At 40.6% G+C, this 11,902-nt stretch carries 6 protein-coding genes and 2 pseudogenes; 5 read left to right on the plus strand and 3 right to left on the minus strand.

The genetic code is table 11. The features are described 5' to 3' along the window. Window positions 1-84: 84 nt before the first annotated feature. Both FIM66_RS00500 and rocF read right to left on the minus strand, forming a co-directional pair. Window positions 85-2,610: pseudogene (locus FIM66_RS00500) on the minus strand (TonB-dependent receptor family protein). Between the two features lie 345 nt (window positions 2,611-2,955). Continuing rightward, window positions 2,956-3,924 (minus strand): arginase, encoded by a 969-nt coding sequence (gene rocF, locus FIM66_RS00505; protein WP_140491090.1) that lies wholly within the window; start codon window positions 3,922-3,924, stop codon window positions 2,956-2,958. A gap of 203 nt (window positions 3,925-4,127) precedes the next feature. On the opposite strand from rocF, the gene FIM66_RS00510 reads away from it, so the two are divergent. The 3 genes and pseudogenes from FIM66_RS00510 to FIM66_RS00520 all read left to right on the plus strand — a co-directional run bounded on the left by FIM66_RS00510 (window position 4,128) and on the right by FIM66_RS00520 (window position 8,542). Continuing rightward, window positions 4,128-5,270, plus strand: a complete 1,143-nt coding sequence (locus FIM66_RS00510; RefSeq protein ID WP_140489555.1) for an alanine dehydrogenase — start codon at window positions 4,128-4,130, stop codon at window positions 5,268-5,270. Between the two features lie 269 nt (window positions 5,271-5,539). Next, window positions 5,540-6,637, plus strand: coding sequence for an NAD(P)-dependent alcohol dehydrogenase (locus FIM66_RS00515; protein WP_121294157.1), 1,098 nt, complete (start codon window positions 5,540-5,542; stop codon window positions 6,635-6,637). Between the two features lie 142 nt (window positions 6,638-6,779). Continuing rightward, window positions 6,780-8,542, plus strand: a pseudogene (locus FIM66_RS00520) (DUF262 domain-containing protein). Between the two features lie 9 nt (window positions 8,543-8,551). Here the strand turns inward: FIM66_RS00520 and FIM66_RS00525 are convergent. Then, a complete protein-coding gene (locus tag FIM66_RS00525) occupies window positions 8,552-9,280 on the minus strand; it encodes an outer membrane protein (RefSeq protein ID WP_140491094.1) in 729 nt (242 codons plus the stop codon). A 185-nt stretch (window positions 9,281-9,465) separates the two neighbouring features. On the opposite strand from FIM66_RS00525, the gene FIM66_RS00530 reads away from it, so the two are divergent. Together FIM66_RS00530 and FIM66_RS00535 are read left to right on the plus strand one after the other, a co-directional pair. Next, window positions 9,466-10,320 (plus strand): NAD(+)/NADH kinase, encoded by an 855-nt coding sequence (locus FIM66_RS00530; RefSeq protein ID WP_140489561.1) that lies wholly within the window; start codon window positions 9,466-9,468, stop codon window positions 10,318-10,320. Window positions 10,321-10,333: 13 nt separating this feature from the next. After that, window positions 10,334-11,902 (plus strand): DNA repair protein RecN, encoded by a 1,569-nt coding sequence (locus tag FIM66_RS00535; protein ID WP_140489563.1) that lies wholly within the window; start codon window positions 10,334-10,336, stop codon window positions 11,900-11,902.

The following is an 11,902-nucleotide window of genomic DNA, read 5'->3' on the forward strand; positions in this document are numbered from 1 at the left end:
AGATTTCATCATCTCAATAAAATCGCTAAGCGGCTAATTTGAGCGGCTCATCATAGTGCAATAACCCCCTCCTTTTTAAAGCCTTTAGAAAGTGTAGTTCAAATACGCTGTAACCGATCTTCCAGGTGCGGGTTGCAAGCCTGCAGGGCTAGAGCCAATCCCGGTAAAATAATACTTCATGTTGAAGATGTTATTGATTTGCAAGCTTCCTGTAACTCTGTGTCTTCCGTTTTCCCAGAAAATTTGGCTCACTTGGATATTCCACACCCAATACCAAGGCAATAGCCCTTCATGTTGGGTCATGCACCAAGCTTCGCATTGATAACCGCTGTTAAGAACGCTTTCATAGTTGTTCCCCCCACTATAATATTGCATCCCATAATAGCCTCCTGCTGCGCTGTTGCTGATCCCGCTATAAGCGCGGCTATAAAAATAGCTAGAAATACCAATGGTGGTTTTACGCCAATTGTAACGAGCGTCAAAAATGAACTGGAAAGGGCTTACAAAAGGGAAATGCTTGTTATAGCTAGTCCCTTTTAATACATCCCCGTTCAAGTCTGTTAAAGGGCCATGGCTGGTTACACGAGTGTCAATGTAGTTGAAAGCGGCATGGAATTGCAACCCTCTAATAGGCCTGTAATACAATTCCAGCTCCACGCCTTGAGAATAGCCATTAATGGGGCGCACATTACCTTTCATGGGACCGCTTGTATAGACTGAATACTGCCCGGTGGCAAAATCGCGCGCCCAAATCCTAAAGTAATCCGCATTAAAGCTAAACTTATCTTTATAGGTGTAGCGCGCTCCTGCTTCCACCGTGTCAAAGTGTTGGGTGAAATACTCCGCTCCTCCATAGCTCAAAACATCTAATTGAGGCGGGACAAAAGAGCGTTGGTAGTTGAAGTAGGTAAGCACGTTGTGATCGCCTTGCACGGGGATAAAGCCAATATTGGTTGAGGGCATCCAATTGTTCATGTGCTTGATTTTTCTTAAATCCTTCTCAGGGATTTGCATCTAGTTAGCCGCATTTTCGTTGTTGTACTGCACAAAAGCGTAGCGCAAACCAGGCACAATAAAAAAGCGCCCGTCCCAAGCTTCAATGCGATCACTCAAATAAACCGCTGTGTAATTGTTACGCCAGTTATTCCAGTTTCTATAAACGCCATGCTTGATGTGAGGTTTCCAACCGCTCATCACATTAGCACCCTCACACAAGAATCCTGCCCCCTCACCGCTCGTTTTGGTGGCGCATTCATTGGTGTTTAAGTATTGGCGCTGTAAAAAAGTGGTGGTCATGAAACGCAAGCCCATGATAAAGGTTTGCTTGACTTTCCCGGTATTGACGATCAAATTCACTTTAGGCTCAAAAGCGTTGTTAATGGAACGCACAGGGTTTTCTACCTCTGCCCAACCATTGTAGTTAGTGGCATAATAAGGCACAGCCAAGTTATACCCTGCCGGAAGTCCTGCCGCCCTGCATGCCGCTTCGCTAAAACAAGTAACCATGTTAGCGCTATTGTAGCTAGAACTCACTTGAAAGTCCCTAGTCATCAACTGCCCATAGTAAGTGAAGCTAAAAGTCCCGCCCACTCTGTCTAAATCCCCAAAGCGGTTTTCATACACAGCCCCAAAGCGTTGTGAGCGCCCGCCTTTTTGGTTTAAGGGGCGTAAATTAGCGAAGCGGTTTATTTTGTAATCTTGCTCGCTGAGTGATCCCGGTTGAGCGATAGCAAAATCGTAGTATTGGTAATAGGCTTTAATCCCATTGCTTTCATTGATGTCATAGACCCCATCTAGCCAATAGTTTGAAATATTAGAGGGGCTATTGTCCCTAAAGCCTTGTCCTCTAACCCAGTTAGCTTGCGCTTGGATACCCACATGCTTATTGATCATCCCCCCACTCCTCACATAAGTGTTATAGAGGAGGTTGTTGCCTAAAGACTTGATAAAAGAAGGATCGCCGGTTTTATCAGGGGGAGCGGCAAACCCGGCGTTTCTAGCCTTAGCCCAATAAGTGATCCTTTCAGCCGCTTGGTTTTCCCATTGAGTAGGGATAGGCTTAGTGATGATATTGACAATACCCCCATAAGTGTTAGGCCCATATTGCACGCTGCCTCCACCCTTAATCACATCAATGCGATCAATGGCTTGAAAGGTAACGGGGAAAATGTCTAGCTCAATGTGAGCGTAAGGGGCCATATAAACAGGAATACCATTAACCAACATAAGCGTCGCATCGCTATGCCCTGAACCTCCAGCTCCAAAGCCACGGATTTGGATAGTAGGCATAGCCCCTACGCCCGTCGCATTCCTAATTTGCAGACCTGGGACATTCTGTAAAGCTTCTTCAATGCTTTGGTTAGCTTGTTGGGTGAGCGCTTTATTAGAGATCACCGTGCGGCTTCCTGTGTATTTTTTCACTTCTTCATCTTGCCAACTCTTAGGCGCGGTAATCCCGCTATAACCCAAATTGACCTGCCCAGAATAATCAGATTTATCCTTTTTCCCGGCAGTAGAAACCTTGCCCAAAGTGTAGTCTTTTTCCTTAGCGAACAAAGACTCTTGGCAAATCAAACTAGCAGTTAAAGCCAACAGAACTTTTTTATGCAACACAAACTCCTTATGTTTTGAGAGATTAAAAAATGGTTTAAATTTTTCAAGTAAAATCACGCCAACAACAAACGCATATTATTAAGTAATAAAAACAAAAAAAACTTAATAATGTGCGGAATTTTATCATAAAATTCTTAAAATTTTATTAATCCCATGAAAATCTTTTTTTTTTTGATTTTGCTGATTTTGCTCAATCCCTAGTAAAAATCCCCATTTTTGACACACAAAAAACTTGCATGCGTTTTCAAACACACAAGACATTCTTTGACGCTAAAAGCGGTTTAATTTTTCATCTAAACACTGCCTCTTTTTTAACTTTTTATCGTTTTGTTTGAAAAGCGATCAGTAACTCATTGCAAAAGATGGCTTCTTATCTTTAATTTTACAGCTATTGATGATGAGATCTAAGATCTCTAAAACCTGCTTTTCTTCTTCGTTGGTGTGTTTTACGCTCACCGTGGGGTTGTATTCGGTTACCTCAAGCGCTCCTAATCGGTCTTTAAAACTTCCTAAAAGCAAGCCCAGTAATTGCTTTAATTCATCAAAACTCAGCCCGTTATTTTCACGCACGCCGGTAGAAGTGAAAAGCTTGCCATCCATAATGTCTAAATCCAAACTAAGGTAAATAATATCCACCGCTTTTAATAATTCTTTGGTTTTTTGAACCACTCCTTGCATGTTTTCTCTTATCGCGCCCACGCTAAATAAAGGGATTTGTAATTCCTTAATCACATCTCTTTCGCTCTGTTCGGTGCTTCTTACCCCAAAATACACCAAACATTTAGGATCAATTTCTAACCCTCCCTTTTCCAACCCCAAAGAGCAAAGCTTTTGCCATGCCTTTTCTTCGCTCTCACTCATGCGATTAAACCCGCTACGGACACGATTTAAAACCATGCCCAAAGGCATGCCGTGGATATGCTTTGAATCGCTGTCGTAAGCCGTATGAATATCCGCATGCGCGTCTAAATACAAAATCCCTATTTTTTTGTCCTTATGAACGCTTCTAAAGGCTTGGAAAATCCCAAACATGTTCGCATGCTCTGAGCTTAAAATCAAAGGAAATTCTTTTTTCTCAAACACTTCTCGCATGCAAGGGATCAAACTTTCTTTACAAAAAAGGTAGTAATCTTCAAAATTCTTAGCGTATCTAAACTCTTTATAAAGCACGCACCGCTCTTGAATGATCGTTTGCATGCCTTTAATCACATCGCCATGCGTTGCGCTTAAGGCTTCTCTCAAACGCCTAACCCCTTTATCGGTGCCTCTTTTTGACGCTCCTAATTCCGCTTCCAATCCTACTAAAATCATTGTATAACTCCTTTAAATCCCCTCTAATGGTTTCTATTCTAAACCAAAATTAACAACCAATTATTAATAAGCAAATGGATAATAAATAGAACAATTTCATTGTGTAAAAGAGTAAAACTATTCAAGTTTTTGACAGAAAAACGCTCAAATAGTCTCATTGAGCGAATATAATCATAACTGACATTACTATTTAAAGGATTAATATGACTATTGGGCTAGTCAAAGAAAGCATGGATTTAGAGTCACGAGTGGCTTTGGTGCCTGATGATGTGGCGCTAATCACTCAAAAGGGCGTGGGGGTTTTAGTGGAAAATAAAGCCGGCGCTAATAGCGGTTATGGTAACGAAGTGTATGAGAGCGTGGGGGCTAAAATCGTGGATTCTAAAACGGCGTGGGGGCAGGATTTGGTGGTCAAATGCAAAGAGCCTTTAGAGCATGAATACCCTTTACTAAAAGAAAAAGCGGCTCTGTTTAGTTATTTGGATCTAGCGTATCAAAAAAGCTTGTGCGAAATGTTCATTGATAAAAAAATCACTTCCATTTGCACTGAAACCATTGCCGGGCCTAAAAACGACTACCCCATTTTAGCGCCTATGAGCGTGGTGGCTGGGAGGTTGGCCGCGCATTTAATCCAGCATTATTTACTGGCTTTAGAGCATGTTAAGGGGTTTATGGGCAAGGGGGTCATGCTAGGGGGTTTATCGGGAGCGCAAAGGGCTAAAATTGTCGTAGTTGGGGGCGGTGTGGTTGGCATGGAGAGCGCGAAAGTCTTAAGCCAAATGGGGGCTAAAGTAACGATTTTAGAATTAGACTACGCTAAATTACAAAACCACCCCTATTACCATCTGTATGATTTAGAAGTTTTAAGCGTGAATGAAGCCAATATCATTCAAGCTTTAAACGGGGCGGTGGGGCTAGTGGGAGCGGTGCTGGTTACAGCGAGCCAAACCCCTAAAGTGATCTTAAGAAGGCATTTAAAACACATGCAAAAACAAGGGGTAGTCATTGATGTGGCTTGCGATTTAGGGGGGTGCATAGAGACCATACACCAGACAAGCCATTCTAACCCGGTGTATGTGGAAGAGGATTTGTTGCATTATGGCGTGCCGAACATGCCAGGGATTGTCGCTAAAACGAGCTCTACGGCTTATAGCCATGCGAGCGTGCCGTATTTGTTGTATTATTTAGAGCATGGCTTGAAGGGTTTTTTAACAGCCAACACTAAAATCGTGGCGAACACGCTTGGAGGCTTGAGCGCTTATAACGGCTACATCACCCAAGAAGGCATCGCTAAAGCGTTCAATCTAGCGTTCAAATCGCCTCTAGAAATTTTAAAGGAGCTTTAAAAAAATAAGCTTTAGCAAGGGTTTTTAAGGCCGCTTTAGGGTAAGGGTTTTTCTTTAGCTTAAGAAAGCTTTAAGCATAAATCCCTTAAAATCCTTTCACATTTAGCCTTTAATAGTTTTTGTTAAATTTTTGACGGTTACAGAAACACACAAACACTCTTCTTTTGAACCTGTTTGACGGTTACAGAAACACACAAAAATCCCTTTTTTCCTTGTTGTTAAAACTACAAATAAGACTGAATGATACTTTGATGTTTTAAGGAGTTTTTATGCATAACGCTTGCAATTGTAACAGCCAACGAGTGCCTTTTAAAGGTTTTGCGATAGACAGCAAAGACGGGAAGTTCCACGAATGGGAGCATAGTCGCCATGCCATGGGCGAATACGATGTTGTCATTGACACCCATTTTTCAGGAATTTGTCATACGGATATTCACTTCGCTCATAGCGATTGGTTGCCTGGAATTTATCCTATGGTGCCTGGGCATGAGATTGCTGGGGTAGTGAGCGCGGTTGGCTCTAAGGTAACGAAGTTCAAAGTAGGCGATCACGCTGGAGTGGGTTGCATGGTAAATTCTTGCGGTGAGTGTCATACCTGTAAGCACGAACACCAAGAACAATGGTGCGAAAACAACAAAACCATTTACACTTACAGCTGGGAAGATTCTTTCCACAATAATGAGCCTACTTATGGCGGGTATTCTAACAATATCGTGGTGAGCGAAAACTTTGTGATTTCTATCCCTAAAGAAGCCCCATTAGACAAGGCAGCCCCCTTGCTTTGTGCGGGCATCACCGTGTATTCGCCTTTAAAATTTTCTAAAGTTACTAAAGGCTCTAAAGTGGGTATCGCTGGCTTTGGCGGGTTGGGGCATATGGCTTTAAAATACGCCGTGGTTATGGGAGCGCAAGTGAGCGTGTTCGCAAGGAACGACAAGAAAAAGCAAATGGCTCAAAAACTAGGCGCGACTAACTTTTATACAAGTGTGGGAGAATGCAAAGAAAAATTTGATCTAATCGTTTCTAGCATTCCCACGCAATATGATTTGCTCGCTTACACTAAATTATTAAAATATGGCGGTGAAGTGGCGATTGTGGGTATCCCCCCAAAAGATCCGCAAAGGAATTTGGATTTTGGCGATTTGGTGCTGTTTTCAGGCAATCATAAGGTTTATGGCTCTTGGATTGGGGGCGTGAAAGAAACCCAAGAAATGATGGATTTTTCCATCAAGCATGGCATTTACCCTGAGATTGAGCTAGTTACCGGTCAAGAAATTGATGCGACTTGGGACAAACTCTTAAACGGGCAAGGGAATTTCCGCTATGTGATTGATATGAAAAAATCCATGGAAAATTTTAAGAAATAACCCCCAAAAAACCCCTAAATTAGGGGTTCTTTTCTGTCTGCTCTAACAAAAACCATGCGTTTTAATGCGTAGAAATATTTCAAAAAAAAAAAAAAACACTTTTTAATGTTATAATCTACCCTAAATCATACAAGGGGTTTTTATGGCAAACGAAGGCATTAAAGGCGAAGCCTATCAATTAAAAGATGTTTTAGCTACAAAACTTGGTTCTTATTATCAAATCCCTGATTACCAACGCCCTTACCAATGGACAGAAGAAAACTGCGAAAAGCTTTTAGACGATTTGTTTTTTAGCTATGAATGTTATACAGAAAGCGATTAATTTTGCGGCTCATTAGTTTTAATCGCAACTGACAAAGATCGTATGACCAATGCCGAAACTTATGACATTGTAGATGGCCAGCAACGCTTAAGCACTTTCATTCTGCTTGCAAAAGTTTTAGTTACTCTCTATGATAAAGATTTAACCCCAACTAGCAGAGGCTTTTTAGAGGATAGTTTGTGCGATCCTGATGGAGAAAAGAGAAAGCGATTGGATTTTAACACAATAGGATCTAACGCCAAAAAAGATTTTCAAGATGCCTTGAAATTTTTTGATGATCTTGATGCAAACAATGGTAAGGACAGCACAAAAGTTAAGAACAACTACTTGAAAAATGCGATTTGTTTAAAAAACTATCTTGAAAAAAAAGAGATTAAAGACATTAACGCTTTCATTATATGGCTTTATCATAAGGTCATATTTATCAAAACCACTTGCCCCAATATAAGCATGGCACTAAGGATTTTTAGTGTTTTAAACGCTAGGGGTTTGCCCTTGCATGCGATAGATGTTTTTAAGGTGGAGTTGTTAAAAAACTCGCTAAAGAAAAGGATCAAGAAGAGTTTGTGATTCGTTGGAATGCCTTGCGTCAAAAATGTTCAGACAATGAGTCAAAATTTCCAAAGAGAAAAGAGAACAAGCGAGAGAAGAACCCCGCAGAAACATTGTTCAGTTGGTATTTAGACTATCTTAATCCGGTAACTAGTGCGAACAAAATGGAAGAAAGACTTGCCGATCAGTTTGAAAAGCTTGATAAAACCCCATTAGAATACCTTAAGATCGTAGAAGATTTTTACAACGCTTATTGTAAGGTGTTAGAAATGCAAGATCGGCACGCTCATTTGCTTTCTTATGTGGCTGCGGATTCTTGGCGTGTCATTTTGTGCACCAGTTTGTTGCACGGCTATAACAATCAAGAAATAGAGGATTTAAAGGAATTGTTAGTCAAGTTTTATTACCAAAATTGGGTTGCAGGGAAGACACAATCTCAAATCGGACAAACTTGTTACAACATTATTAAAGACCTAAAGGAAAAGAAAAGCATTAAGGAGAATATTAACTCTATTATAAAAGAATATTTAGATGAAAATAAGATAATGAAAACCTTTAACGAAAGCTTGAGAGGCAACCTTGATAAAAAACTATCCACAAAGAATTCATGGGTCAAGCCCATTCTCATTTTAGTGGAATATTTCATGAGTGATGACGATTGCCCTAAGCGCATTCAGATGGATAAGAATCTGCATATTGAACACATCTTGCCCAAAAAACCCAATCTCTCAAGCCAGTGGGCTAAAGACTTTAGCGAAGAGGAAAGAAAATTATACACGCATTCTTTAGCCAACCTCACGCTTTTAGGGGGCAAGAAAAACAAACAAGCTTCAAATTTGGATTTCAAAGATAAAAAGAAAATCTACATGGGAGAAGAAATCAGGTTAAACAAAAAGAAAACTTTTAAGATGATGACTTGCTATGATATGACTAAAAACGATGTGTGCCGCTACACAGAATGGACGCCCAAAAGCTTAGAAACAAGAAAAGAAGAGCTGATTAAAATCATTGAGAGCGTGCTGACCCTCTAGGGCCACACCCTAGAAAGTGAACACATAATTCACATACCATGAATACACGCGCCTAAACCCTATATCTAAATTTTTTGCAGTGATATAGGGGTTTTTCTTCAGCATGGGGAATTTCACGCCCGCTTCAATGCTAGAATGCTTTAAGATCCTCAAGCGAGCCCCCACATTGAATAAAAATTGGAAAGAAGTGGCTTTTTTGCTCACAAGAGCTTGCTCCACTAAAATGCCCTCAAAACTCGGTGTCGCCATAAGCCATGAATTGCCAGCTAATTGCACCCCACCAAAAGCCCCTAAACTCATGATGCCGTTATTGATGACATTAACCATTAAATCCATAGCCCCCCCATAAGTGAGCATGTTGGGTTCAAAGGTTTTAGGATCGGCAAGGCTCGTTAAGCGATTGATTTCTTGTTTCCCAAGAATTTGACCCGCCAATTGCACCGCTTCGCTGTTATAGTTGGGGTTTTTAAGCCTAATAGAATTGGCATGGGCGTAGTCAAAAAACCCATAAAGGCGCAAGCCAAAGTGTTTTTCAAAGAAAAATTGATACCCTAAAAGCGCATCAAAGCCCTTGATAGTAGCGTTAGTGGCTTGTTTTTGAGAATTAATATCCGCATGCATTTGCGCTTGTCCTTGCAAATAACCCGCCCCTAAAAAAACACCATTACCATCCATAGCTAATAGCGCATTGACAGAAACAATCAAAGCTAATAAAGATTGAGAAAAAAATTTTTTCATGTGTGATTCCTTAACATAATGCTTACATTCTTAAAAAGAATACCCAAAAAATAATTAAAAAAATTTGAAAAATGAAACATTAATAAAAATAAAAACTTTTCATGAATTTTACATAAGATAATAAAAAAGCGGCTAAAACCCCCTTTTTTAAAATTTTGTTTCAAGCTTTAAGCTACAATATACGCATGAAAGATTCACCTCAAACTATCGGCGTGTTTGTGCGGCCCACTCATTATCAAAACCCCCTTTTTGAAAAGCTAGAACGAGCTAAAGAATGGGTTTTAAAGCTTTTAGAAGATGAGGGGTTTGGAAGCTTTATGATTGATAGCCTTGATGGGGCAAAAGATGCACGATTGATAGAAAAAGCCTATGCGTTTTTATGTTTAGGGGGCGATGGCACGATTTTAGGGGCTTTAAGAATGACGCATTCTTACAATAAGCCATGTTTTGGGGTTAGAATAGGGAATTTAGGGTTTTTGAGCGCGGTTGAATTGAATGGTTTGAAAGATTTCTTACAAGATCTCAAGCGAGGTGCTATCAAACTAGAAGAGCATCTGGCTTTAGAGGGCCGTATTGGGAAAACCTCTTTTTATGCGATCAATGAAATTGTGATCGCTAAAAAAAAAGCTTTAGGGGTTTTAGACATCCAAGCTTATGCAGGCCATACGCCCTTTAACACCTATAAAGGCGATGGGCTTATCATTGCCACGCCCCTAGGCTCGACCGCTTATAATTTGAGCGCTCATGGGCCGATTGTGCATGCTTTAAGCCAGAGCTATATTTTAACGCCCTTGTGCGATTTTTCTTTAACGCAACGCCCTTTAGTGTTAGGAGCGGAATTTTGCTTGAATTTTTGCGCTCATGAAGACGCTCTTGTGGTCATTGACGGGCAAGCCACCTATGATTTAAAAGCCAACCAACCCCTATACATTCAAAAAAGCCCCACGACTACCAAACTCTTACAAAAAAATTCAAGGGATTATTTTAAAGTGCTTAAAGAAAAGCTATTATGGGGGGAAAGCCCTAGCAAAAAACGATAAAAAGGGTAAAAACATGCGAGATTTTAATAACGCTCAAATCACACGCTTAAAAGTGCGCCAAAACGCTGTTTTTGAAAAATTGGATCTAGAGTTTAAAGACGGCTTGAGCGCGATTAGTGGGGCTAGCGGGGTGGGGAAAAGCGTTCTTATTGCGAGCCTTTTAGGGGCGTTTGGGCTTAAAGAGAGCAACGCTTCAAGCATTGAAGTGGAATTGATCGCACCTTTTTTAGACACTGAAGAATACGGCATTTTTAGAGAAGATGAGCATGAGCCCCTAGTCATCAGCGTGATTAAAAAAGAAAAAACGCGCTATTTTTTAAACCAAACAAGCCTGTCTAAAAACACGCTCAAAGCGTTATTAAAAGGTTTGATCAAGCGCTTATCTAACGATAGATTCAGCCAGAATGAACTCAATGATACTTTAATGCTCTCCTTACTGGATGGCTATATCCAAAACAAAAACAAGGCGTTTAGCCCCCTTTTAGGCGTGCTTGAAGAAAAATTCACCCGCTTAGAGAATCTGGAAAAAGAAAGGCGATTATTAGAGGATAAAAAGCGTTTCCAAAAGGATTTAGAAGAGCGTTTGAATTTTGAAAAAATGAAATTAGAGAGGCTGGATTTAAAAGAAGACGAATACGAACGCCTTTTGGAGCAGAAAAAATTGCTCTCTAGTAAGGAAAAATTGAACGACAAGATCGCCCTGGCGTTAGATGTGCTAGAAAATACCCACAAAATCACGCATGCTTTAGAGAGCGTGGGCCATAGCGCGGAGTTTTTAAAAAGCGCTTTATTAGAGGCGAGCGCTCTGTTGGAAAAAGAGCAGGCTAAATTAGAAGAGTGCGAGCGTTTGGATATTGAAAAGGTGTTAGAAAGGCTTGGCATGCTAAGTGGGATCATTAAGGATTACGGGAGCATTGCGCATGCTAAAGAACGCTTAGGGCATGTTAAAAACGAACTGCATAACTTAAAAGAAATTGACCATCATTGCGAAACTTACCACAAAGAAATAGAGCGATTGAAAGCCGAATGCTTGAAATTGTGCGGAGAAATAAGCGGCTTTAGAAAAGAGTATTTAGCCGGTTTTAACGCTCTTTTAAGCGATAAGGCTAAAGATTTGCTCTTAAAAAGCCCTAGTTTAGTTTTAGAAGAAGCCCCCATGAGCGAAAAAGGCGCTCAAAAACTCGTTTTACATTTGCAAAATTCCCAATTAGAAACTTTAAGCTCTGGAGAATACAGCCGTTTGAGGCTGGCGTTCATGCTTTTAGAAATGGAGTTTTTAAAGGATTTTAAAGGCGTGTTGGTGTTAGATGAGATGGATTCCAACTTGAGCGGCGAAGAGAGTTTGGCGGTCTCTAAAGCCCTTGAAACCTTGAGCAGCCATTCGCAAATCTTTGCCATTTCGCACCAAGTCCATATCCCAGCGCTCGCTAAAAACCATATTTTGGTGTTTAAAGAAAACCACAAAAGCCTTGCAAAAACCCTTAATAACGAAGAAAGGGTTTTAGAAATCGCGCGCATGATAGGGGGGAGCGAAAACATAGAGAGCGCGATTTCTTTCGCTAAGGAAAAATTAAAGGTGTGA

Source organism: Helicobacter pylori (assembly GCF_006439795.1).
GTDB classification, from domain to species: Bacteria; Campylobacterota; Campylobacteria; order Campylobacterales; family Helicobacteraceae; genus Helicobacter; species Helicobacter pylori_CR.